We start from the raw sequence: 21,142 nt of genomic DNA, 5'->3' as shown, positions 1-21,142 counted from the left end.
GGCCGGCGGCGCTGCCGCCGCCGGCCGGGATGGGGACCGCCCTCGACGGCCCGATCGCGGGCGTCCCCGGCAGGCGGCTAGCCGAGCAGGCGGGCGTGCAGCGCGGCGGCGCGGTCGGGATCGGGGTCCACGGTCCGGGCGGCGAGCCAGGCTGCGGCCAGCGCGCCGTCGCGGGCGGGCAGCAGGGGCGCCGCCGGCCAGCGCTGGCCGAGCCGGTCGCGGACGGCCCGGCTGAGCGCGTTGTCGGCGCCGAGCAGGCCGCCGGCCAGCACGATCGGGGCGGGGTCTTCGCCCGGGCGGAGCGGGACCAGCGTGGCCACGAGGTGGTCGGCGGCCTCGGCCACGATCCGGGCGGCGCCGGATTCGTCGGCCGTACGGTCGAGGACCAGGGGCGCCAGCCGGGCCAGCGCCACCGGCGCGGCGCGGGTGACGGCCTGCACCAGCCGGTCGGTGGTGCGCCGGGGCGGTGATTCGACCCGGGCGGTGCCGAGCAGTTCGGTGAGCACGGCCCGGCCGAGCGCGGACGGCTCGGTCTCGGCGTCCAGGGCGGCGAGGGTGTGCCGGACGGCCGCCCGACCGAGCCAGAACCCGGAACCGTCGTCGCCGAGCAACCACCCGTGCCCGCCGGCCACCCGGGCCAGCCGCAGATCGCGGACCCGGGCCGCGATGGCGCCCGTCCCGGCGATCAGCACGGTGCCGTCCGGGGCGGCGGTGCCGGCCGCGTACGCCACCAGGGCGTCGCCGTGGATCTCGTACCCGCAGCGCAGCCCCGCGTCCCGCCAGGCCCGGTCGAAGGCGGCCCGACCGACCGGGTCGGCCAGCAGCCGGCCCGCCCCGGCGAGGCCGATGAAGCCGGCGCGTACCGCCGCGGGGTCGGCCGCGGCGAGCGCCTGGCGCAGCGCGACGCCCAGCTCGGCGGCGGCCGCGTCGGCGCCGGAGCTGGTCGGGTTGCCGCCGCCGGCCAGGCCGGTGCCGAGCCGAACGCCGGCGGTGCTGATCAGCGCGGCCCGGGTGGTGCTGCCGCCGATGTCGAGTCCCAGCACCAGCTTCTGCGGCATGGCGTTCATGCTGCGGGCGCGAGCGCCGGCAGGCAAGGTCCACCCGGCCGGCGACCGGCCGAGCCCGGTAACAGTTTGAAAACTTCGCCCACGCTCTTGACAGGAAGGGGCCTTCAGTAAGAACTTTTACCACTAACAGTTAACAGTCTTTTCCGATTGGGGATGGCCGATGGTCGAACGGGACACCGCCGCGGGCGTGGCGGTCGACGGTTCGGCCCTCGACCGACCCGGCCCCCCCGCCCGTACGGTGGCCGACGGGGTGCTGGCGCACGTCCGCTCCCGGCTGCCCGAGTTCACCGGCGCGCTGCAGCGGGTCGCGGACGAGGTGCTGGCCGACCCGGACCGGGCGGCCCGGGCCACCATCGTCGAGCTGGCCGAGCGCAGCGGGACCTCGCCGGCCACGATCACCCGGTTCTGCCGGGCGCTGGGCTTCGAGGGGTACGCCGAGCTGCGGTTGGGCATCGCCGCCGAGACCGGCCGGGCCCGGTCGGCCGGCTGGACCGTGGACATCGGCCGGGAGATCCAGCCGGGCGACCCGCTGGACCGGGTGCTCGGGCAGATCATGGCGGCCGACACCCGGGCCATGCACGACACCGCGGCGCTGCTGGACCTCGCGGCGGTGGGGCGGGCGGCCGACGCGATCGCCCGGGCGCCCCGGGTGAACATCTTCGGCGCCAGCGGCAGCGCCCTGGTCGGCGAGGAGATGCGATCCAGCCTGCACCGCATCGGGGTGGCCGCGTGGGCCTGGCGCGACGTGCACGACGGGCTCGCCGCGGCCGCCCTGCTGGGGCCGGGCGACGTGGCGCTCGGGGTGTCCCACAGTGGGCAGACCCGGGAGACCATCGAGCTGCTGGCCGAGGCCGGCAGCCACGGCGCCACCACGGTGGCGCTGACCAGCTTTCCCCGCGCGGCGCTGGCGGAGTTGGCCGACATCGTCCTGCTCACCGCCACCCAGGCGACCACCTTCCGGCCGGACGCGCTCTCGGCGCGTCATCCGCAGCTGGTCGTGCTCGACCTGCTCTACATCGCGGTCGCACAGCGCACCCACTCGCGGGCGCACGCGGCGTTCCAGCGGACCGCCCGGGCCGTGGACGGCCACAAGGCGGCCCGGGACGGTTCGGCATGACCGCGCCGGGGGCGCGGCCGCCGGTCCGCCGTTTCACCAGGTGTCCGGAGGTGTCTCCTGTCCACCTCCCGGGCGAGCAGCACCCTGCCATCGAGTCGCGGTACGCCGGTCGCACCCGACCCGGATCTCATCGAGGAGAAATCATGTCCGTTACTCCCGACCGTCCGTCGGATCTCACCCGCCGGACGCTGCTCGGCCGCACGGCCGCGGCCGGCCTGCTGGTCACGCCGGCAGCCGGGCTGTTGAGCGCCTGCGCGACCAGCGGCAGCGACAGCAGCGGAGACAGCGACAAGGCCGAGGGGGCCAAGAGCGACAAGAACCCGTTGGGCGTCAAGGAGGACGCCCCGATCGAGGTGATCATCTTCAACGGCGGGTACGGCGACAAGTACGCCACCGACGTGCACGAGCCGCTGTACAAGAAGGAGTTCCCGAAGGCGGAGATCAAGCACCAGTCCACCCAGGCGGTGTCCACGGTGCTGCAGCCGCGGTTCGCGGCCGGCAACCCGCCGGAGTTCGTGAACAACTCCGGCGAGAAGCTGATGGACTTCGGCGCGCTTGTCAAGGACGGCCAGCTGCAGGACCTGACCGAGCTGTGGGACGCGCCGTCGGCGGACATCCCGGGCAAGAAGGTCCGCGACACCGTCGTGCCGGGAACGGTCGAGCAGGGCATGTACGACACCGGCAACGGAGCGAAGCCGTACGTGCTCTACTACGTCTCCACGGTCTACGGTCTGTGGTACTCCGGCAAGCTGTTCAAGCAGAACGGCTGGCAGCCGGCGAAGACCTGGGACGAGTTCATGGGCCTGCTCGACAAGATCAAGAGCAAGGGCATCACCGGGTACGGCTACGCCGGCGCGAACGCCGCGTACTACCAGTGGAACGTGATCCTCACCCACGCGGCCAAGCTCGGTGGTCCGGACGTACTCAAGAACATCGACAACCTGGCGCCCGGGGCCTGGACGGCCGACCCGGTGCTCAAGGCCGCCACCGCCTGGGCCGAGGTGGGCGCGAAGTACCTCGACAAGAGCTTCGAGGGCCTCAAGCACACCGACGTCCAGCTCCAGCAGGACCAGTACAAGGTGGGGTTCTACCCCAGCGGCGACTGGCTGGAGAACGAGCAGAAGCAGAACACCCCGGCGGACTTCCAGTACCAGCTCGCCACCCTGCCCGACCTCTCGGCCTCCGACGCGATGCCGTTCGGGACGGTCCGGGCGGCCGCCGGCGAGGGCTACTTCGTCTCGGCCAAGAGCAAGAACCCGCGCGGCGGCATGGAGTACATGCGCCAGATGCTGTCCGCGGCCGGCGCCAAGGGCTTCACCTCGACCGTGAAGGCGGCCACCGTGGTCACGGCCGGTTCCGAGGGGTACGCCTTCCCGCCCGGCGTGGCCAGCTCGCAGGCCGCGCTCAAGGCGGCCGGCTCGAACGTGGTGAATCTGATGTTCGACAACTGGTACAAGGAGCTGGACACCGAGTGCCGGACCGCCACCAATGAGCTGATGTTCGGTCGGGCCAAGGCCGAGCAGTTCTGCGACCGGATGCAGAAGCGCGCCGACGCCCTCGCCAAGGACGACTCGGTCGCCAAGTTCAAGCGCTGACAGGGACGAGGGATCATGCGGCACGGCAAGTATCCGTTCGTGGTCGGCTTCCTGGCCGCCCCGGTGACGCTGTACGTGGTGTTCGTGATCGCCCCGTACGCGCAGGCGTTCCAGATCTCGATGACCAACTGGCGCGGGTTTTCCGCGCCGGAGTGGACGGGGTTCGGCAACTACCGGCGGCTGGTGCAGGACGACCGGTTCTGGAAGGCCATCGAGCACCACGCGGTCCTGCTGGTCGCTCTGCCGCTGATCACCATCGCCATCGCGCTCTTCTTCGCCTTTCTGCTGAACGTGGGCGGGCGGAGCACGGGGGGTCAGCGGCGGGGGGTCTGGGGGTCGAACTTCTACCGGGTGGTGTTCTTCTTCCCCCAGGTCCTCGCCGTGGCCATCGTGGCGGTGCTGTTCCAGACCGTCTACCGGCCCAACTCGTCCGGGCTGATCGATGGGGTCCTGATGAAGCTGGGCTTCGACCCGGTGCTGTTCCTGGTCAAGCCGTCGCTGGCGCTGTGGTCGATCATCGCCGTGCTGGTCTGGCAGGCGGTCGGCTTCTACGTGGTGCTGTTCTCGGCCGGCATGTCGGCGATCCCCAGCGACATCTACGAGGCCGCCGAGATGGACGGGGCCACCCGGGTCACGCTGTTCTTCCGGGTGACCCTCCCGCTGCTGTGGGACACCCTCCAGGTGGCCTGGGTCTATCTCGGCATCGCGGCGTTCGACGCGTTCGCCATCGTCTCGGTGCTGTCGGTCGACAACGGGGGCCCGGACGGCGCCACCACCGTGCTGGCCCTGGAGATCTACCGCAACGCCTTCGTCTACTCGAAGTACGGCTACGCCTCGGCGATGGGCGTGGCGCTGTTCTTCCTGACCCTCACCTTCGCGGCGCTGACGCTGCGGCTGTCCAAGCGGGAGAGCGTGGAGTACTGATGAACCCGCACACCACCACCCAGGTCCCCCCGCCCGCGCCGGCGGCGGGGGCAGCCGTCCCGCCCGCCGGCGCCGCGCCGACCGGCCGGCGGTTCCGGCGGCGCCGGTCGGAGGTCTCGGTGCTCACCGGGCTCGGGCAGGTCGCCCTGATCGTCTGGGCGATCATCGTGATCGCGCCGATCCTGTGGACGTTCCTGGCCTCGTTCAAGAACACCGCCGAGATCTTCAGCAGCCCGTGGACCATGCCGGACCACCTGCGCTGGGAGAACTGGTCCCGGGCCTGGACCAAGGCGCACGTCGGGCGGTACTTCCTGAACAGCGTGCTGGTGGTCTCGCTCAGCACGTTCGGCACCATGCTGCTCGGCTCGATGGCCGCGTACGTGCTGGCCCGCTACCGGTTCTGGGGCAACCGGATCATCTACTACCTGTTCGTCTCGGGGCTGGCCTTCCCGGTGTTCCTGGCCCTGGTGCCGCTGTTCTTCGTGGTCAAGAACCTCGGCCTGCTGGACTCGTACACCGGGCTGATCCTGGTCTACATCGCGTACTCGCTGCCGTTCACGATCTTCTTTCTGGCGGCCTTCTTCAAGACCCTGCCCTCCTCGGTGGCCGAGGCCGGCATGATCGACGGTGCCTCGCACACCCGGCTGTTCTTCCAGGTGATGATGCCGATGGCCAAGCCGGGTCTGGTGAGCGTGGCGATCTTCAACGTGATCGGCCAGTGGGCGCAGTACCAGTTGCCGCTGGTGCTGCTCTCCAACGCCAAGGACAAGTGGGTGCTCACCCAGGGCATCGCGGACATCTCGGTCAACGCCGGCTACGAGGCCGACTGGTCCGGCCTGTTCGCCGCACTGACCATCGCCATCCTCCCGATGATCGTGGTCTACGCCATCTTCCAACGCCAGATCCAGTCCGGCCTCACCTCCGGCGCCGTGAAGTAACCCTGCCGGCTCCTCGCCGATCAGGGAGGTGTGGTGGGCGAAGGGCGGCATTGCGTCGCTTTTGCCGAGCACCACAACTCCTTGATCGACTGAGTCGGCGGCCGGGCCGGCGGGTGTCGGGGGGTGGGGGCAGGATTGGCGGCGTGCTGGTGGCGGTGGTGGGGGGTGCGGGAGGCGGGGGGCGGCTGCTGCCGCTGCACCCGGACGGGAGTCCGGCCGGGCCCGAGGAGCGGGTCACCGACCTGGTGGCCGCGGTGGCCGAGCGGGAGCGCGCGGAGCGCCCGCGATGGGTGCTGGACAGCGCCATGACGAGCTATCCGGCGCTGCTGCGGGCCGGGGTCCGGCTCGACCGGTGCCACGATCTCGAGCTGACCGAGTCGCTGCTGCTGGGCCAGGCCGGGCGCTGGGGCGAGCCGCGGTCGCTGGCCGCGGCCCTGGCCCGGCTGGCCGGCACGCCCGTGCCGCCCGATCCGCCCCCGCAGCCGGCCGCGCCGCCCGGGCACGGCCAGGCCGCGCTGTTCGACGCCGCGCCCGCCGGTCCCGGTCCCGGTCCGGAAGCGCTGGCCCGGGTGTACGCCGACCAGCAGGCGCGGATCGCCGGCGCCGAGCACCCCGGCCGGTTCCGGCTGCTGGTGGCCGGCGAGTCGGCGGGCGCGCTGGTCGCGGTCGAGATGAACGCGGTGGGGCTGCCGTGGCGGGCGGACGTGCACGAGACGATCCTGCTCGACCTGCTGGGCGAGCCGTCGCCGGTGGGCGGTCCGCCGCGCCGGCTGGCCGACCTGGCCGCCCGGATCGCCGCCGCCTTCGGGGTACGCCACCTGCACGCCGACTCGCCCGCCGAGGTGCTCCGGGCCTTCGCCCGGGCCGGTGTCCAGTTGCCCAACACCCGGGCCTGGGTGTTGCGCGGCGTCGACCACCCGGCCGTGCCGCTGCTGCTGGAATACAAGGAGCTCTACCGGATCTGGACGGCGCACGGCTGGGCCTGGCGGGACGCGTGGGTCCATGAGGGACGCTTCCGGCCCGAGTATGTCCCCGGCGGCGTGGTCTCCGGCCGCTGGGCCACCCGGGGCGGCGGAGCGTTGCAGATCCCCAAGGTGATCCGGCGGGCCGCGGTGGCCGATCCGGGCTGGCGGTTCGTGGTGGCCGACGCGGGCCAGCTCGAGCCGCGGGTGCTGGCCGCCGTGTCCGGCGACGCCCGGCTCGCGGCCGCGGGCGGCGCCGGCGACCTGTACGCCGCGCTGGCCCGGGACGCGTTCGCCGGCGACCGGGCCCGGGCCAAGGTGGCGCTGCTCGGGGCCATGTACGGGCAGACCGGGGGGGCCGCCGTGCCGGCCCTCGCGGTGCTGCGCCGCAACTATCCGACGGCGTTCGAGTACGTGGAGTCGGCGGCGCGTACCGGTGAGGGCAACGGGCTGGTCCGGTCCTGGCTGGGCCGCACCTGCCCGCCGGCCGGGGTGTCGCTGCGGGAGACCGCGCTGGCGGACGGCGGCTCGGAGGCGGGCACGGGGGAGTCCCGGTCCACCGCCGCGGCGCGGGCCCGGGGCCGGTTCACCCGCAACTTCGTCATCCAGGCCACCGCCGCCGAGTGGGCGTCGACGATGCTGGCCGTGCTGCGCGGGCTGCTCGCCGGCACCCCGGCCGAGCTGGTGTTCTTCCAGCACGACGAGGTGCTCGTGCACTGCCCCGCCGAGCTGGCCGAGCGGGTGGCCGAGCTGGTCACCGAGGCCGGCCGGCGGGCCACCGAGCTGCTGTTCGGCGCCACCGAGGTGCGCTTCCCGCTCGACACATCCATCGTGGACTGCTACGCCGACGCCAAGTGACGTCACCGGTCGGCTCCGGAGCCGGCGCCCGGCCGGACTGCCGCTCATGAACCGGCGATGTTGATGGCGGTGCGTCCGAGGGCGCCGTCCTCGACGGTGTTGAGCAGCACCCCGGCCGCGTCGGCGCGGGTGATTGGGCTGGGGCGGTCCAACAGGTCGCGACTGATCCGCGGCCGGCCCCGGGGTGGCCCGTCGGTGAGGCGGTTCAGGCGCACGATCGTCCAGTCCAGGTCGGCGGCGGAGACGATCCGTTCCATGCGCGCGACGTCGGCGTACGCGTCGGCCAGGAGCCACCGGAGTAGCGCCATGGCGAGGCGAGGCCGTACGGCCACGATGGGGTACGCGCTCGTGATGGCGAGCCGGCGTACCCCGTTCTCGGACATGCAGGCTGCCAGCACGCCGGCCACGGCCGCGGTGTGGTGCGGGCCTCTCCGTCCGGTGCCGCCGATGACGGCGATGACCGCGTCCGCACCGATGACGGCTGCCCCAACGGCGGCCCGGTCGCGCCCGTCGCCGGTGACCACCCGGGTGGGTGCCGGTGCCGCCGGCAGGGCGTCCGGCCGGCGGGTGAACGCGGTGATCCGGTGGCCGCGCCGCAGACCTTCCGCGACGACGAGCCGGCCGGTACGCCCGGTCGAGCCGAGGACGGTGAGGTTCACCGCGTTCCTCCAGCTGCGGTGCGGGACATGAGCCGTCCCATGATGGTGCGGGACCATGGACGGTAGCGGGTGTTCTGGAAGGCGGTGACCGACCAGTCGCCTTCGTGGCGCACGAGCACGAAGGTGACCGCGGAGAGCCGTTTGGCTGACGGGGCGGTGCGGCCGCGCTGCCAGGACATGATGATCCCGCCGACCGTGCATGCGACGGCCACGTCGTCGGCGACGAACCGGATGTCCGGCGGGCGCATCGTCATCCGGGATCCGCGCATGATGCCGGCGAACAGCGCCCGGTGGCCGTCGGCGATGGCCCGCCGACCCGCCATCCGGGTGCCGTCGAAGGCGGTGTAGTCGGCGTCCTCGGTGAACAGCGCCGCGTACCGGTCGGGATCACCCGCGGTCCAGGCTTCGGCGATCCGGGAAAGCGTTGCGCGAACGGCGGCCTGGGCCGCGTCGACACTGATCATCGATCCTCCCGATTAGTTTAGTTATCTAAAAACTTTAGACAACTAAACTAATCGGGGCAAGGGCTGTCAGTCGGACTGCTCCTCGGTCAGTCGGGCGGTCTGCTCGTGCAGGATCCGGGTCACGTCGGCGAGGAAGGTGCGGATGGCGCCCAGCTGTGCGGGGGAGTAGCCGTCCGTCAGGTGCGCGACGGCCTGCCGCATGGGCTCGAAGGCCGGTTCCAGTTCGGCCTTGAGCCGGTCCAGGTTCGCGGCCACGAACGTCCTGCGCCGATCCGTGGCGTCCGGGACCCGCTGGGCGTAGCCGGCGCGCGCCAGCCGGTCCACCAGGCCGGTGACCGCACCGGGCGTCAGGCCCAGTTGTCGGGCGAGTTCGCCCGAGCTGACCGGGCCGAGGCGGGTCAACAGGTCCAGGGCCTTGTTCTCGGCCGCGGTCAGCCCGCGGCGGGCGGCCACCGCCTCGTGGAACATCACCACCGCGGTGCTGAGCTCCCGCCCGAGCAGCTCACCGACATCGCGGGTGTCGTCGTCGGTGTCGTCGCGCCGAGGTGCTTGCCGGACCAACTGATCGAACCCCATTCCGTGCAGCATCACCGTGGCCTCCGCCGGTGGTGTCCCGACCAGTATGCGGCCCGGCTCGCCAGCGGTGGACGACGGCGGAAACCGGGGACCGCCCCCGCCGTACCCGGGCTGGCCGGCCGCCGCCATCGGCGGGCCGGTCCCGATTTCCGTCTTTTGCCCCGATACCCGCGGATAGCCGAATCGTTGGGTCCGGTGTGCGCTCGACGGCAGCCGGGCCGGTGCCGGCTGGGTGCGAGTGGAGGATTTTCGTCAGGCGGGGGTGACTCAGCTGAGTCGGATCGCGGGAATGATCATCGCGGCGGGTGGCGGTCGGCGGATCGGCGGCCCGGAGGCGCTGCTGCAGTCCGGCGGCAGGCCGCTGGTCAACCAGGTGCTGGACATCATGGCCGGGGCCGGTTGCGCGCCCTGCGTGGTCGTGCTGGGCGCGGCGGCGGAGCAGGTCCGGCAGTCCGCCGACCTGTCCGGGGCGCGGGTGGTGGTCAACCGGTCCTGGGGCACCGGCATCGGTTCGTCGCTGCGGATGGGCCTCAACGCCCTCGACGACCCGGAGATCGAGGCCGTGGCGGTGGTGCCGGTCGACATGCCGGGGCTCACCGTGGCCGCCGTGCGCCGGGTGGCCGCGCTGCCGTACCCGGAGGCCCTGGTCTGCGCCACGTACGGCGGCCTGCGCGGCTACCCGATGCTGTTCGGTCGCCGGCACTGGCCCGGCATCGCCACCCTGGCCAAGGCCGACGTCGGCGCCCGGCCCTACCTGCTGGCGCACAAGGACGAGATCGTGGACATCGCCTGCGACACGGTCGCCGACGGTTGCCGGGTGGACACCCCGGAGCTGATGGCGCTGTGGGGCCTCACCGTGCCCGCGCAACGCGTGGGCGTCTGAGCCGCCGTCGATCGCGGGCTCGCGCGTCCGACGCGGCTGGGCGGGGCTGGGCGGGGCGGGGCGGGTGGATCCTCGACCCACCCGCCCCGGGTACCACGCGTGCCGTTGCGAATCGCCGTCAGCCGGCCCAGTACTGGTCGTCGACGTCGATGGAGGGCCACTGAATGATCGGCGCTCCGTTCTTGGTGCTGCTGTTCGAGACCCCCATGGACATGCCGCTGTTCAGATTGGTGTAGCGGTAGTAGCCGTACCCCACCGCGGCCTTCTTCCACCGCTGATCGGTGACGCCGATGCAGTCCCAGATCACCATTCCCACGCTCTTCACCTTCGACCCGGACGGCACACCGAGGCACTTGCTCGGGCTGTTGGCCTGCCTGAGCTCGTGGTAGTAGCCGTCATCGGGGATCGAGAGCCAGTTGTGGTCGGCGGCGCCGCAGTCCCACTGAAGGGCCGCGGTGCCGTTCTTCATGTTGCCTCCGGAGATCCCCAGGCACTTGCCCGAGTATCCGTTGATGATCCAGGTAGTGCCGGCGAGGGTGGTGGTCTGCTCGGTGCCGGTCGCGGCCCGAGCGGGCGAACAACCGAGTCCGGTGGAGACCGCCACCGCGGCCGCCATGGCGATGACGGACCTGATTCGACGTGACATGGTGCCCCCGTGTTCATCGAAATCGCTGATCCCGCAAGCTTAGGTAACGACCGCAAGCCTTCGCTGCCCCGTACGACAAATTGTTGATGATCAGTGCGCACCGGCGGAAGCGGTCCGCGGGCACCGGTGCCGCGCACGCCGTACCATCTCGAAGGTGCGACGCCGAATCCGAGCCGGCCGATGACCCGGCCGCCGGCGGACCTTGTCGAGCCCGGATGGGTCGCCGAGCCGCTGGACCACAATGCCAGCAACGCCGCCACCGGCGGCATCTGGCGGGTACGGCGGGACGGCCGCAGCGCCGTCCTGAAGATCGCCACCCCGCCCGGACACCATCCCGATCCACCGGCGCACTGGACCGCCGAGGACGATCCGGGGCACTGGAACTACTGGCGCCGGGAGATGCTGGCGTACGCCGAAGGGCTGGCCGGCTCGGTCTATGCCGGCGGCGGCATCCGGGCCCCCGAGCTGCTCGAGCTGGTGGAGCGGGCCGACGGCTCGGTGGCGCTGTGGCTGGAGGACGTGGTGGGCCGGCCCGGACCCAGCGCCGAGGTGGCGGACCTGGCCGACCTGGCCCGCCGGCTGGGGGTGGCGCACGCCACCTGGCTCGGCTCGCTGCCGGCGGTCGACTGGCTGGCCCGGGACTGGCTGGGCGACTACGTGCGGACCCGGCCGGCCGCCGACCGGCCGCCGTGGGATCACCCGGTGGCGGTCGGTGAATGGCCCGCCGAGCTGCGAATACGTCTGCGTGACCTGTGGGCGCGGCGCGAGGACTACCTCGCGGCCGCCGCCGAGCTGCCGCGCACGCTGTGCCACCACGACGTCTGGCCGATGAACCTGGTGCTGACCGCCTCCGGTCCGGTGCTGCTGGACTGGACCGCGCTCGGCCCGGGACCGGTGGGCGAGGACGCGGCGAACCTCATCCTCGACACCTTCCTCGACGGGCTGGTGCCGGTGGACCGGCTGCCGGCGGTGACGTCGGCCGTCGTCGACGGCTATCTGGCCGGCCTGGGCGATGCGGTCGATCCGGCCCTGGTGCGGCGGGCCATCGCGCTCACCGCGGCGGTCAAGTACTGCTGGCTGGGTCCGTGGATGGTGACGCACGCGGCCAGCGCCAACCGGCAGGCCACCAACTATGACCGGCGGGACCTGGCCGGCATGTTCGCCGGCCGAGCCCCGGTGCTCCACCAGATCGCCGACTGGGCCGCCGCCGCCGTGTAAGGAAGGGCCCCTTCTTATCGCTTTTTGTATAGCAGGGGGCCCTTGTTAACGGCCCGCCGACGGCTCGGCCGGCTCGGCCGGGGCGGCCGGCGCGGCCGGCTCGGCCGGCTCGCCGAACAGCCGGACGGCGTTGTGCCAGCAGACGGCGCGCAGCCACTCGTCGCCCAGGTCCAGCCGGGCCAACCCGGCCAGCTGCTCGGCGTACGGGTAGGGGATGTTCGGGAAGTCGCTGCCCAGCAGGACCTTTCCGGCCAGGCCCAGCTCGCGCAGCCGGCCGAGCCGTTCGGTCGGGAACGGCACGAACCGCTCGAAGAACGGGGTGAAGGCCATGGTGGTGTCCAGCGCCACCCGCTCGTACCGCTCGGCCAGCTCCAGAAACGGCTCGTAGTCCGGCGCACCGAGGTGGGCCACGATGGCGGGCAGTCGCGGGTGCCGGGCCAGCAACTCGGCGAACGGGCCGGGACCGGTGTACGTCGTACCGACCGGCGCGTGGCCGGCGTGCACCACGACCGGCATGGCGGCCTCGGCCAGCAGCCCCCACACCGCGTCCAGCTCCGGCGCGGTGGGCGGAAACCCACCCACCTGGATGTGCACCTTGAAGATCCGTGCCCCCGCCTCGACGGCCCGCCGAACGTAGCCGAGCACGTCGGGCTCCGGGTAGAACGTCGCCGACGGCAGACAACCGGGCGTCCGCCGGGCGAAGTCGAGCGTCCAGTCGTTCAGGTCCGACGCCATTCCGGGCCGGTGCGGGTACGCCAGCGCGCTGAACATCCGTACGCCGAGGCGGTCCAGGTGCGCCACCCGTTCGGAGTCACCGCACCGGTACCGGATCGGCCATTCGGTGCCGACCAGCGGACCGGCCGCGTCGAAGTACGCCCAGATCCGGCGCAGCAACCGCGGCGGCAGGAAGTGCACGTGCACGTCGGCCAGCCCGGGCAGGCCCAGCTCTCGCCAGAATCCCGGCACCTCGGCGTCGTCCATCGCCCGATGGTAAGGAAGGGCCCCTTCTTATCGCTTCCGGTATAGGAAGGGCCCCTTCTTAACGGCCGGACGCCACCGGGGGCGGGGGCGGGTTCACCGGTCCCTCGGGCGGGGGAGCGGGTTCACCCGGTGCCGGGACGGCAGGCCGGGCCACCGCCGGCACGCTGGAACCATGACAACCTGCGCCACCCCGATCACCGTCGGCCGGTACGCCCGCCGGTCCCGCGACGGCCGCCCGCCGGCCCCCTGGACGGTACGGCTCGCTCACCTCATCCCGCTGCTCGCGCTGCCATCCGGGCTCTGGCGCGTGGCGCTCGTGGCCGGCGTACCGCTGGGCCTGCTCGCGGGCGGCGTGCCGGCGCGGACCCACGGCGCCGAGAGCGCGCAGATCATCGGGCTCTCCATGTTCTCCGAGGCGCTGGCCCTGCTCTCGCTCGGCCTGGTGCGGCGGTGGGGAGAGGTCGTGCCGGGCTGGGTGCCGCTGCTCGGCGGCCGGCGGATCCCGCCGTACGCCGTGGTCACCGCGGCCGGGGTCGGCTCGGTGCTGTTGATGCTGACCTGGGCGTACGCCACGATGAACTTCTTCGGCCCCAACGTCGACCTCGGCTTCGCCGGCCCCTGGGGTGAGGCGCTGCTGGTGGCCTGCTACCTGCCGCTGCACCTGTGGGGACCGGCCCTGCTCGCGCTCACCTGGGCCTACCACCGGCGCCGCTGCCGCGACTGACCACCGGCCCGCCCCTCGTTGATCATGAGGTTAGCCCTCGCCTGGATCGATCACGTCGCCAGCCAGCCTCATGATCAAGAGGGTGGAAGGGGGGTCAGCCGTCGAGGTCCATGCCGTGCAGGACGGACGGGGCCACCAGGCCGAGCGCGGCCAGCACGGACACGATGGTGAGCACGGTACGCAGCACCACCACCTCGCCGGTGCCGCCGGTCCGCAGCGCCAGGTGGTTCGGGATGCCGACCATCCGCCACATGCGGCCGCGGACCGGGATCGGCCACATGATCGGTACGCCGGCGCTGGTGACCATGTCGCCGATCAGGTGCACGAAGCAGCCGACGCCCACGGCGAGCCCGAGCAGCGGATAGCCGCGGTTGCCCGGCAGCATCGTCCAGGTGAAGACGGCGGCGGCCAGCGAGAGCAGGGTGATGGTGACCCAGCCGACCCGCTTGGCCCAGTCATCGAAGAGGCCGCGCAGCGCGAGGCCGAACATGAAGAACAGGATGCCGATGACCGCCCGTTTGCCGTACGCGGTGGACAGCGCGGTCGTGCCCCAGCCGACCAGCAGGGTGAACGGCAGGGTGTGCGCGAGCGTCCGGTGCCCGTTGTTGCGGTGCGGGTCCCGGCGGGTCCGGGTGGCCGTGTAGACCACCAGCGAGAGCTTCTCGATCACCTCTGCCACGAACAGCGAGAACACGCCGAAGGTCTTCGCCACCGTGGCGCCGCCCTGGTTGCGGGTGACCTTTCCGGACAGGTCGAGGTCGGGGAAGAGGGCGCCACCGGCGCAGACCGCCGTGCCGACGGCCACCGCGAGCGGCGACTGGTGATAGCCGGCGAAGTGGTCGAGCGCCCATGAGCCGGCCAACCAGACGGCGGCGCCGGACAGAGCGTGGGACGGTCCCATCATCGTCGCGCATCCTCCCCATGGATCTTGTAGGCAAAGTTACGCCACGCGGGCAAACCGGCCGGTGCGGGGCGGGCTCGCCGTCCATGGTGGAAGCGGGTCGGCCGGCCGGATGTCGGCGAGCCGACAGATCGCCGTGCCGGCCTCGCCGACGGTGCCAGCGTCCGGGGCGCTATCGGCGGGCGCACCGCCGTCGCGGGCGCTACCGCGCAGCGGGCCGGCGTCCCGCGCGCTATCGGCGGGCGTGCCGGAGCAGCCCGTACCCGATGAAGGCCAGCGGCACCGGCCAGAACACCGGGCGTCCGACCAGGACGGAGGCGGCTATGACGGCGGCCAGCAGCAGCGCGAAGACCACCACCGGCCGCGGCGCCGGCCACCGGTCCGGCGGCGCGGGCCGGCCGGGGTGGCGGCGGTCCGGCGGCATCCGGCCGGCCACCCGCGCCGGCCGGCCCGCGGGCGACGAATCCGGTACGGCGCGGTGGCCGCCCGGCAGGTCGGCGACCAGGGCGCCGAGCTCGTCCCGGTACACCGCCGCGTACGCGGCGGTCAGTCGCTCCTCGCCCTCGGCGAGCGTCAGCCGTCCCTCGGCCATGGCGGTACGCAGCAGGTCGGCGAGGCGTTCGCGTTCCGCGTCGGAGGCGCGTAGCCGGGGACCGGGTGCTGTGGTCATGTCCCACCTTCCCTTCCGGTCGTGCGCCTCCACGGTGCGCCACCCGGCCGCGGGTGGGGTAGGCCCCCGGGCGGTGTCCCGGCTACGTCCACCGGCGTAGCCGGGGGTTGCATCCGGTGCCGTGGTACCGGTTTACCGTCGAGGGATGACGGAACGCGACTGGACGCCGGAGGCGTGCACCCTGCCGACCGCGGAGCGCCCGGGCCGGCTCGCCGAGTTCGACGAGGTGCTTCGGGCGGCGCTGATCGAGCAGCGGCGGACGGCACCGACTCGGCTGTGCTGGATCCTGCACCCGTCGGCGGAACGAGCGATCAACGATCTCGTGGCCCGGGAGTCGGACTGCTGTTCGTTCTTCGCCTTCGCCGTCGACCGGACCGACGGCGCGGTACGGGTGCAGGTGACCGTGCCGCCCGGCCACGTCGACGTGCTGGACGGCATGGCCGAGCGATTCGGACAGGTCCACCGGTGACGACCGGCGCCGATGGCCGGGCGTCCGGCGCGCCGCCCGTGGCCGGCACCCCGGCTGCGGGCCTGCGCAGTGGCGAGGTCGCGGCCGCGGCCGGGGTGAACCGGCAGACGCTGCGGTTCTACGAGCGCCGCGGCCTGATCGCACCCCCCGAGCGGAGCCTCGGCGGGCATCGCCGCTATCCGCCGGACACCCCGGCCGTGCTGCGCGGGATCAAGGCCGCGCAACGGCTCGGGTTCACCCTCAACGAGATCGCCGGTTTGCTGGCCGCCGGCCGACCGGCGACCGGCCTCGCCCCGCGGTCGCGGCCGGGTGCCGACCTCGGCGCGCGGGCCCGGGCCAAGCTCACCGAGATCACCGCGCGGATCGTCGAGTTGGAGGCATCGGCCGAGGCCCTGCGGGCCGCGCTGGATGCCGGCTGCACCGACCTGGCGACGTGCGCCAGCACTTCGTCGTGCCCGCTGCCGTTCGGCGACGCCGCGCCGCGCCGACCCTGAGGCTCGGTGGAACGCCAGCGACGTCACCCGGTCCCGATAACGTCGCTGGGGTTCCACCGAGGGTGGCGCGCGGCTCGCGGGGGCCGGGGCGGAGCCGCGACCGCGAGGCGGCGGCGGCTGGCGCGCGGCTGGCGGGGCCCCGGGCGGAGCCGCGACCGCGGAGGCGGCGGCTCAGGGTTGGCCGGACGCGCCCAGCCGGCGGGCGGCCGCCACGACGCTGGCCCGGCGCCGGGCGTGCTCGGCGTCGTCGTCGGGGGCGCCGCCGCTGAGCATCTGGGCGACCTGCGGTACGGAGAACCACCAGGTGGCGATCGCGATGACGAGGAAGACCAGATGCGCGGGATCGACCGCATCGCTGATCAGCCCGTCCCGCTGTGCGCGCTCGACCGCCCGGACCTTCTCCCGGTAGTGCGTCTCCCGGTTGAGCCGGTCCGCGATGCCGCGCCCGGCCAGCCCCTCCCACTGGAGCAGGCGTACCAGGTGCGGGTGGGCGGCGTGGTAGTCAAAGGCGTGCCCGGCCCATTCGCCCAGGTCGGCCACGGTATCGCCGGCCGGCGGAACGACCCCGGCCAGCCGGTCCAGCTCCTCGGCGAGCACCGTCTCGAACAGCGCGTCCTTGTCGCCGTAGTACTTGTACAGCCGTTCCTTGTTGATCCCGGCGCGCTCGGCGATCCGTGACATGGTGGTCCCGTCCGGCCCGCGCTCGGCGAACTCGACGATGGCGGCGTCCTTCAATCGCCGCTTCGTCCCCTCGACATCCCACGCCATGCGGACATCCTAGCCGGATCCCGGACAGCGCCATCTCCAACGTTGCGGTTGGGATCGTGCCGACGTATGGTGAGAGTGCAACCGCAACGTTGGAGATGGGATAGCACATGACCGTACCTGTCACGGCCCCCGGCGGGGCGCTTGTCCTCGCCGACGGCCTCGCCGTCAGCCGGCTGGGCTACGGGGCCATGCAGCTGGCCGGGCCGGGCGTCTTCGGGCCGCCGCGCGACCGCGACGAGGCGATCGCCGTGCTCCGCACGGCCGTGGAGTCCGGCGTCACGCACATCGACACGGCCGACTTCTACGGCCCGCGGGTGGTCAACGAGATCATCCGCGAGGCCCTGGCCCCCTACCCGGACGGGCTGCACATCGTCACCAAGGTGGGCGCGCGGCGCGGCCCCGACGGCTCCTGGCTGCCCGCGGTCTCGCCGGCCGAACTGGTCGCGCAGGTGCACGACAACCTGGCCAGCCTCGGCGTTGCCGCCCTGGACGTGGTCAACTACCGGCACGCCGAGCATGGCGGGCCGGCGGACTCGATCGCCGAGGCGTTTGGCGCGCTCGCCGAGCTGCGCCGGGACGGCCTCATCCGGCACCTGGGCCTGAGCAGCGTGTCCGTGTCGCAGCTGGACGAGGCGCAGGCCATCGCCCCCGTGGTCACCGTGCAGAACGAGTACAACCTGGCCGCCCGGGGCGACGACGCGATGGTGGACCGGTGCGAGCGCGACGGCATCGCGTACGTCCCGTTCTTCCCGCTCGGTGGCTTCACCCCCCTGCAGTCCGACATCCTGACCCGGGTGGCCGACCGGCTCGGGCACTCCCGGCAGCAGGTGGCGCTGGCCTGGCTGCTGCGGCGCTCTCCGGCCATCGCCCTGATCCCCGGCACGTCCTCGCGGGCGCACCTGCGGGAGAACCTCGGCGCGGCGGATCTGCGGCTGCCGGACGACGCCATGGCCGAACTCGACGCGATCGGCTCCGCGGCCGCCTCCTGAGCCGACCTGCGGGACGGTCGGCCGCCCGCCCGCCGGTTGCGGGTGGCTCGGCCGCCCGCCCGCCGCTTGCGGGTGGCCCGACCGCCCGCCGGTTGCGGGTGGCCCGACCGCCCGCCCGGCGGTTGCGGGTGGCCCGACCGCCCGCCCGGCGATCAGGCGTCGACCACCAGCCGGACCGTCACGGCGTCGCCCACGTCCAGCCGCTCGGCCCGCCGCACGTTCGCCCGCACCGGTACCACGTACCGCCCGTCCTTGGGGAACAGCGACGTCTCCCACTCGGTCGCGCCGATCCGGGCCGTCACCGGGATCATGCCCCAGCCGTAGCTCACCAGCGGCGCGACGTCCTCCAGCGGACCGCACCGGTCCTCCGGCACGGTGACGAAGTGCCACGGCGCCGGACCCCGCCAGAACCAGATCTCGCCGCGAAACTCCAGCTCCATCGCGCCAGGATAGGTTCCTCGGGTGACGGTTCTGCGGTCCCTGCTGCTCTTCGTGCTAGCGGCGCTCGCCGAGATCGGCGGCGCCTGGCTGGTCTGGCAGGGCTGGCGGGAGCACCGCGGGCTCTGGTGGATCGCCGGCGGCGTGCTGGCGCTCGGCGCGTACGGCTTTGTGGCCACCTTCCAGCCCGACCCGAACTTCGGCCGGATCCTCGCGGCGTACGGCGGGGTGTTCGTGGCCGGTTCGCTGCTCTGGGCGGTCGTCCTCGACGGCTTCCGGCCGGACCGGTGGGACCTGACCGGCGCGGCCGTCTGCCTGCTCGGCGTCGCCGTGATCATGTACGCGCCGCGCGGCACCTGAGCGGCCCGCCTCAGTCCATCATGGCCAGCAGCTTGCGGACGGTGTTCCAGTTCCGGTTGGTGATGGTCGGCAGGCCCTTGAGCTTGGCCATGGCCGTGGCCACCGGGCTGTCGAGCTGGCCGTGCGGGAGCCAACCGTAGATCTCCCGGCCGGTCACGACGTACCGGTCGTCCTGCAGGTCGACCGCGGCCAGCGCCTCGGCGACCGCCGCGGGCACCGGCTTCGCCAGGAACCAGACGGCGTACCGGGAGCCGTCGGTGACCTGGTCCGCGAGCGGGTCGCCGGCCACGATCCGGTCCAGCTCCTCCTTGGTACGCACCACCACGCCCACGGCCATCCCGAACCGCCGCTCGATGGCGCCCTCCAGCGCGGACACCAGCTTGGTGGGCGGCTGCTCGGCGTCCAGCACCACGTTGCCGCTCTGCAGCAGCGTGGCGACGTTGCCATAGCCCTCCTCGGTGAGCAGCGCCCGCAGGTCGGCCATGGCGATCCGCCGGTTGCGCCCCACGTTGATCCCGCGCAGCAGCGCCGCGTACCTGGTCATCTCACTCCCGCCGGCCACGCAGGCATTCTGGCAGAGCGGCCCCCCGACCGCCGCCCGTCGCGGTCAGGTGGGCGGGCGGAAGCTCTGCCGCAGCATCAGCAGGTTGGCCTGGTCCCCGGGCCAGTCGAACTCGCGGGTGAGCCAGCCGATCGTGAACGCCCGGCCGCCCGAGTTGGCCAGCATCCGGTACGAGTGCACCGGCACGCCCTTGGCGTTCGTCCACCGGCACTCCCACTCGGCTCCCGCGTAGTAGTCGATCCGCTGGATGACCACCCGCTGGTAGTGCGGCACCGATCCGGCGCCGGTGAGCCGGCGCTCCTGCGCGGTGAAGTACTGGTCCGGACGGGCCGTGGGCGGGGTGTCGGGGTCGACGCTGAGCACCCGGGCGCCGTCGGGCTCGCGGAAACACGCGACCGCGCCGTCGGTGTAGTGCAGCCAACCGGTCGGGGTAGCGATGCGGTAGCCGGCCGCATCGACGTACCAGGTCCAGCCGGGGGTGAGCGCGAAGGGTTCGCCGGTGGGCCGGGGTCCGGGGGTGACCGGCGCGGCGGCGGCCGGAACGGCGCCGCCGCAGGGGAAGGCGGCCGGCCGGGCCGCGCCGCTCGCGCTCGGGCTGCCGGCCGGACCGGTCGGGTTCGGGTTGCCGGCCGGGCCGGTCGGGCTCGCGCCGGGTCCGCCGCCGCGGTTCCGGTCCGCGAGGCGGGGCAGCAGCAGCGCGGCCGCCGCGAGCACCACCAGCACCGCGACCCCGGCGGCCAGCACCAGGGCCCAGGCGCGCCGGCGGCGCGCGCCGGATCCGTCCGGTGGCCGACCCGGGTCCGTCGATCCGTCCGGACCGCCGTCGCGTCCCGCCCGGATGGCGCGGGGCGTGGTCTCCGGCGCGTCGGTCGGGCCGGGCCAGCGGAACCCGGTGGGGTCGGCCGGCGTGGTCGGGTCGGCGCCGGCCGCATCGACGCTGGGCCCGGCCGCCCCGTTGACCGTCGTCGAGCCCGGGGCGGCCTCCGGCGTTCCGGACCGGGCGTCCGGCTCGGTGGTCACCCGCCGCAGCAGCCGCTCCACCTCGTCCGCGTCGAGCCGGTGCCGGGGGTTGCGGCGCAGCAGGCCGTCGAGCACCGGCCGCAGCTCGCCGGCCCGCCGGGCCGGGTCGGGCGGGGCGGTGGCCAACGCTGTGAGCGTTGCCATCGAGGTCTTCCGGGCGTACGGGGACCGGCCCTCGACGGCGGCGTACAGCGTGGCGCCCAGTGACCACAGGTCCGCCTCGACCGTGGAGACGCCCTCGGCGGCCCGCTCGGGGGAGACGTACTGCGGCGAGCCCATCACCATGCCGGGCCGGGTCATCCGGCCGTCGCCGTCGGCGATGGCGAGCCCGAAGTCGGTCAGCACCACGCGGTCGTCGTCGGCGATCAGCACGTTGTGCGGCTTGACGTCCCGGTGCAGCACCCCGGCGCGGTGCGCGGCGCGCAGGGCGGCCAGCACGGCCAGCCCGATCCGGGCGGCCCGCTCCGGCGGCACCGGGCCGTCATCGGTGATGAGCTGCTGCAACGAGCGGGACGGGACGTACTCCATGACGATCCAGGGGTGGTCGCCGGAGAGGACCACGTCGTACACCCGGACCACGTTCGGGTGGCTGAGCCGGGCCGTGGTGCGGGCCTCCCGCATGGTCCGGTCGCGGACCGTGTCCCGTTCCTCGGCGCTGAGCCACTCGGGCGGCACGACCTCCTTGACGGCGACGTCGCGGTGCAGCACCTCGTCGCGGGCGAGCCAGACCCGCCCCATCCCGCCGCGACCGACCAGACGGAGCAGCCGGTAGCGCTCGCCGATCAGGACCTGCCGCACCACCGCTCCCGACACTCGTCACCCCATGTGCACGATAACGAGCGGCCCGTACGGTCGCATC

24 protein-coding genes are annotated in these 21,142 nt (G+C 73.3%); 12 read left to right on the top strand and 12 right to left on the bottom strand.

Features of this window, described 5'->3' with window-relative positions; genetic code table 11:
- Positions 1-77 precede the first annotated feature (77 nt).
- Positions 78-1,058, bottom strand: a complete 981-nt coding sequence (locus tag ACFFHU_RS17660; RefSeq protein WP_377340290.1) for an N-acetylglucosamine kinase — start codon at positions 1,056-1,058, stop codon at positions 78-80.
- Between the two features lie 169 nt (positions 1,059-1,227).
- Between ACFFHU_RS17660 and ACFFHU_RS17655 the strand changes: the two genes are divergently transcribed.
- The 5 genes from ACFFHU_RS17655 (at position 1,228) to ACFFHU_RS17635 (ending at position 7,461) form a co-directional block, all read left to right on the top strand.
- Positions 1,228-2,184 carry a MurR/RpiR family transcriptional regulator gene (locus ACFFHU_RS17655; protein WP_377340288.1) on the top strand — a complete coding sequence of 319 codons (957 nt, stop codon included), beginning with the start codon at positions 1,228-1,230 and terminating at the stop codon, positions 2,182-2,184.
- Between the two features lie 143 nt (positions 2,185-2,327).
- A complete protein-coding gene (gene ngcE, locus ACFFHU_RS17650) occupies positions 2,328-3,779 on the top strand; it encodes an N-acetylglucosamine/diacetylchitobiose ABC transporter substrate-binding protein (protein WP_377340286.1) in 1,452 nt (483 codons plus the stop codon).
- A 15-nt stretch (positions 3,780-3,794) separates the two neighbouring features.
- Positions 3,795-4,703: a carbohydrate ABC transporter permease gene (locus ACFFHU_RS17645; RefSeq protein WP_377340284.1), complete on the top strand. Its 909-nt coding sequence runs from the start codon at positions 3,795-3,797 to the stop codon at positions 4,701-4,703.
- Entirely contained in the window at positions 4,703-5,641 is a 939-nt protein-coding gene (locus ACFFHU_RS17640; protein WP_377340282.1) for a carbohydrate ABC transporter permease, read from the top strand. Before ACFFHU_RS17645 ends, ACFFHU_RS17640 begins: the two co-directional genes overlap by 1 nt.
- 89 nt (positions 5,642-5,730) lie before the next feature.
- Positions 5,731-7,461: a bifunctional 3'-5' exonuclease/DNA polymerase gene (locus ACFFHU_RS17635; RefSeq protein WP_377341187.1), complete on the top strand. Its 1,731-nt coding sequence runs from the start codon at positions 5,731-5,733 to the stop codon at positions 7,459-7,461.
- A 44-nt stretch (positions 7,462-7,505) separates the two neighbouring features.
- On the opposite strand, the gene ACFFHU_RS17630 is transcribed toward ACFFHU_RS17635, so the two are convergent.
- The 3 genes from ACFFHU_RS17630 to ACFFHU_RS17620 all read right to left on the bottom strand — a co-directional run bounded on the left by ACFFHU_RS17630 (position 7,506) and on the right by ACFFHU_RS17620 (position 9,160).
- Entirely contained in the window at positions 7,506-8,120 is a 615-nt protein-coding gene (locus ACFFHU_RS17630; protein WP_377340279.1) for an NAD(P)-dependent oxidoreductase, read from the bottom strand.
- Positions 8,117-8,584: an SgcJ/EcaC family oxidoreductase gene (locus tag ACFFHU_RS17625; protein WP_377340278.1), complete on the bottom strand. Its 468-nt coding sequence runs from the start codon at positions 8,582-8,584 to the stop codon at positions 8,117-8,119. Before ACFFHU_RS17625 ends, ACFFHU_RS17630 begins: the two co-directional genes overlap by 4 nt.
- A 66-nt stretch (positions 8,585-8,650) precedes the next feature.
- Positions 8,651-9,160 (bottom strand): MarR family winged helix-turn-helix transcriptional regulator, encoded by a 510-nt coding sequence (locus tag ACFFHU_RS17620; RefSeq protein WP_377340276.1) that lies wholly within the window; start codon positions 9,158-9,160, stop codon positions 8,651-8,653.
- 289 nt (positions 9,161-9,449) lie between these two features.
- On the opposite strand from ACFFHU_RS17620, the gene ACFFHU_RS17615 reads away from it, so the two are divergent.
- Positions 9,450-10,043 (top strand): nucleotidyltransferase family protein, encoded by a 594-nt coding sequence (locus ACFFHU_RS17615; RefSeq protein WP_377341185.1) that lies wholly within the window; start codon positions 9,450-9,452, stop codon positions 10,041-10,043.
- Between the two features lie 118 nt (positions 10,044-10,161).
- Here the strand turns inward: ACFFHU_RS17615 and ACFFHU_RS17610 are convergent, their stop codons facing one another.
- Positions 10,162-10,689 carry an RICIN domain-containing protein gene (locus ACFFHU_RS17610; protein WP_377340274.1) on the bottom strand — a complete coding sequence of 176 codons (528 nt, stop codon included), beginning with the start codon at positions 10,687-10,689 and terminating at the stop codon, positions 10,162-10,164.
- A 180-nt stretch (positions 10,690-10,869) separates the two neighbouring features.
- Here ACFFHU_RS17610 and ACFFHU_RS17605 point away from each other — a divergent pair, with 180 nt between their 5' ends.
- Entirely contained in the window at positions 10,870-11,907 is a 1,038-nt protein-coding gene (locus tag ACFFHU_RS17605; RefSeq protein ID WP_377340272.1) for a phosphotransferase family protein, read from the top strand.
- 45 nt (positions 11,908-11,952) lie between these two features.
- Here the strand turns inward: ACFFHU_RS17605 and ACFFHU_RS17600 are convergent, their stop codons facing one another.
- Positions 11,953-12,888, bottom strand: a complete 936-nt coding sequence (locus ACFFHU_RS17600; RefSeq protein ID WP_377340270.1) for an amidohydrolase family protein — start codon at positions 12,886-12,888, stop codon at positions 11,953-11,955.
- A gap of 172 nt (positions 12,889-13,060) precedes the next feature.
- Between ACFFHU_RS17600 and ACFFHU_RS17595 the strand changes: the two genes are divergently transcribed.
- Positions 13,061-13,612 carry a hypothetical protein gene (locus tag ACFFHU_RS17595; RefSeq protein ID WP_377340268.1) on the top strand — a complete coding sequence of 184 codons (552 nt, stop codon included), beginning with the start codon at positions 13,061-13,063 and terminating at the stop codon, positions 13,610-13,612.
- Positions 13,613-13,706: 94 nt separating this feature from the next.
- Here ACFFHU_RS17595 and ACFFHU_RS17590 read toward each other — a convergent pair whose 3' ends face one another.
- Together ACFFHU_RS17590 and ACFFHU_RS17585 are read right to left on the bottom strand one after the other, a co-directional pair.
- Positions 13,707-14,516, bottom strand: coding sequence for a metal-dependent hydrolase (locus tag ACFFHU_RS17590; protein ID WP_377340267.1), 810 nt, complete (start codon positions 14,514-14,516; stop codon positions 13,707-13,709).
- A gap of 229 nt (positions 14,517-14,745) precedes the next feature.
- Positions 14,746-15,183 (bottom strand): DUF1707 SHOCT-like domain-containing protein, encoded by a 438-nt coding sequence (locus tag ACFFHU_RS17585; protein WP_377340265.1) that lies wholly within the window; start codon positions 15,181-15,183, stop codon positions 14,746-14,748.
- A 145-nt stretch (positions 15,184-15,328) separates the two neighbouring features.
- On the opposite strand from ACFFHU_RS17585, the gene ACFFHU_RS17580 reads away from it, so the two are divergent.
- Both ACFFHU_RS17580 and ACFFHU_RS17575 read left to right on the top strand, forming a co-directional pair.
- A complete protein-coding gene (locus ACFFHU_RS17580) occupies positions 15,329-15,652 on the top strand; it encodes a hypothetical protein (RefSeq protein WP_377340263.1) in 324 nt (107 codons plus the stop codon).
- A complete protein-coding gene (locus ACFFHU_RS17575) occupies positions 15,649-16,146 on the top strand; it encodes a MerR family transcriptional regulator (RefSeq protein WP_377340261.1) in 498 nt (165 codons plus the stop codon). Before ACFFHU_RS17580 ends, ACFFHU_RS17575 begins: the two co-directional genes overlap by 4 nt.
- A 171-nt stretch (positions 16,147-16,317) precedes the next feature.
- Here ACFFHU_RS17575 and ACFFHU_RS17570 read toward each other — a convergent pair whose 3' ends face one another.
- On the bottom strand, positions 16,318-16,914 hold the full coding sequence (locus tag ACFFHU_RS17570) for a TetR/AcrR family transcriptional regulator (protein ID WP_377340259.1): 597 nt from the start codon (positions 16,912-16,914) through the stop codon (positions 16,318-16,320).
- A 107-nt stretch (positions 16,915-17,021) separates the two neighbouring features.
- On the opposite strand from ACFFHU_RS17570, the gene ACFFHU_RS17565 reads away from it, so the two are divergent.
- Entirely contained in the window at positions 17,022-17,903 is an 882-nt protein-coding gene (locus ACFFHU_RS17565) for an oxidoreductase (protein WP_377340257.1), read from the top strand.
- A 152-nt stretch (positions 17,904-18,055) separates the two neighbouring features.
- On the opposite strand, the gene ACFFHU_RS17560 is transcribed toward ACFFHU_RS17565, so the two are convergent.
- Positions 18,056-18,343, bottom strand: coding sequence for a DUF1905 domain-containing protein (locus tag ACFFHU_RS17560; protein WP_377340254.1), 288 nt, complete (start codon positions 18,341-18,343; stop codon positions 18,056-18,058).
- A gap of 22 nt (positions 18,344-18,365) precedes the next feature.
- Here ACFFHU_RS17560 and ACFFHU_RS17555 point away from each other — a divergent pair, with 22 nt between their 5' ends.
- On the top strand, positions 18,366-18,701 hold the full coding sequence (locus ACFFHU_RS17555) for a YnfA family protein (protein ID WP_377340252.1): 336 nt from the start codon (positions 18,366-18,368) through the stop codon (positions 18,699-18,701).
- Positions 18,702-18,711: 10 nt separating this feature from the next.
- Here the strand turns inward: ACFFHU_RS17555 and ACFFHU_RS17550 are convergent, their stop codons facing one another.
- The gene (locus ACFFHU_RS17550) at positions 18,712-19,263 is read right to left on the bottom strand and encodes a DUF1697 domain-containing protein (RefSeq protein WP_377340249.1); all 552 of its coding nucleotides are present in this window, start codon (positions 19,261-19,263) and stop codon (positions 18,712-18,714) included.
- Between the two features lie 45 nt (positions 19,264-19,308).
- Complete coding sequence (locus ACFFHU_RS17545) at positions 19,309-21,081, bottom strand: serine/threonine-protein kinase (protein WP_377340247.1); 1,773 nt, start codon at positions 21,079-21,081, stop codon at positions 19,309-19,311.
- Positions 21,082-21,142 lie beyond the last annotated feature (61 nt).

Origin of the sequence: Plantactinospora siamensis (assembly GCF_042434095.1) — a bacterium.
In the GTDB taxonomy this organism is placed as follows: Bacteria; Actinomycetota; Actinomycetes; order Mycobacteriales; family Micromonosporaceae; genus KBS50.
The sequence above is the reverse complement of the archived record's forward strand: the minus strand, read 5'-3'. Positions and strand labels throughout refer to the sequence as shown.

Coding starts and splice junctions, on each gene's coding strand:
- ACFFHU_RS17660 (WP_377340290.1), bottom strand. CDS start 1,058: ATGCCGCAGAAGCTGGTGCTGGGACTCGACATCGGCGGCAGCACCACC.
- ACFFHU_RS17655 (WP_377340288.1), top strand. CDS start 1,228: ATGGTCGAACGGGACACCGCCGCGGGCGTGGCGGTCGACGGTTCGGCC.
- ngcE (WP_377340286.1), top strand. CDS start 2,328: ATGTCCGTTACTCCCGACCGTCCGTCGGATCTCACCCGCCGGACGCTG.
- ACFFHU_RS17645 (WP_377340284.1), top strand. CDS start 3,795: ATGCGGCACGGCAAGTATCCGTTCGTGGTCGGCTTCCTGGCCGCCCCG.
- ACFFHU_RS17640 (WP_377340282.1), top strand. CDS start 4,703: ATGAACCCGCACACCACCACCCAGGTCCCCCCGCCCGCGCCGGCGGCG.
- ACFFHU_RS17625 (WP_377340278.1), bottom strand. CDS start 8,584: ATGATCAGTGTCGACGCGGCCCAGGCCGCCGTTCGCGCAACGCTTTCC.
- ACFFHU_RS17620 (WP_377340276.1), bottom strand. CDS start 9,160: ATGGGGTTCGATCAGTTGGTCCGGCAAGCACCTCGGCGCGACGACACC.
- ACFFHU_RS17615 (WP_377341185.1), top strand. CDS start 9,450: ATGATCATCGCGGCGGGTGGCGGTCGGCGGATCGGCGGCCCGGAGGCG.
- ACFFHU_RS17610 (WP_377340274.1), bottom strand. CDS start 10,689: ATGTCACGTCGAATCAGGTCCGTCATCGCCATGGCGGCCGCGGTGGCG.
- ACFFHU_RS17605 (WP_377340272.1), top strand. CDS start 10,870: ATGACCCGGCCGCCGGCGGACCTTGTCGAGCCCGGATGGGTCGCCGAG.
- ACFFHU_RS17600 (WP_377340270.1), bottom strand. CDS start 12,888: ATGGACGACGCCGAGGTGCCGGGATTCTGGCGAGAGCTGGGCCTGCCC.
- ACFFHU_RS17595 (WP_377340268.1), top strand. CDS start 13,061: ATGACAACCTGCGCCACCCCGATCACCGTCGGCCGGTACGCCCGCCGG.
- ACFFHU_RS17590 (WP_377340267.1), bottom strand. CDS start 14,516: ATGATGGGACCGTCCCACGCTCTGTCCGGCGCCGCCGTCTGGTTGGCC.
- ACFFHU_RS17585 (WP_377340265.1), bottom strand. CDS start 15,183: ATGACCACAGCACCCGGTCCCCGGCTACGCGCCTCCGACGCGGAACGC.
- ACFFHU_RS17580 (WP_377340263.1), top strand. CDS start 15,329: ATGACGGAACGCGACTGGACGCCGGAGGCGTGCACCCTGCCGACCGCG.
- ACFFHU_RS17570 (WP_377340259.1), bottom strand. CDS start 16,914: ATGGCGTGGGATGTCGAGGGGACGAAGCGGCGATTGAAGGACGCCGCC.
- ACFFHU_RS17565 (WP_377340257.1), top strand. CDS start 17,022: ATGACCGTACCTGTCACGGCCCCCGGCGGGGCGCTTGTCCTCGCCGAC.
- ACFFHU_RS17560 (WP_377340254.1), bottom strand. CDS start 18,343: ATGGAGCTGGAGTTTCGCGGCGAGATCTGGTTCTGGCGGGGTCCGGCG.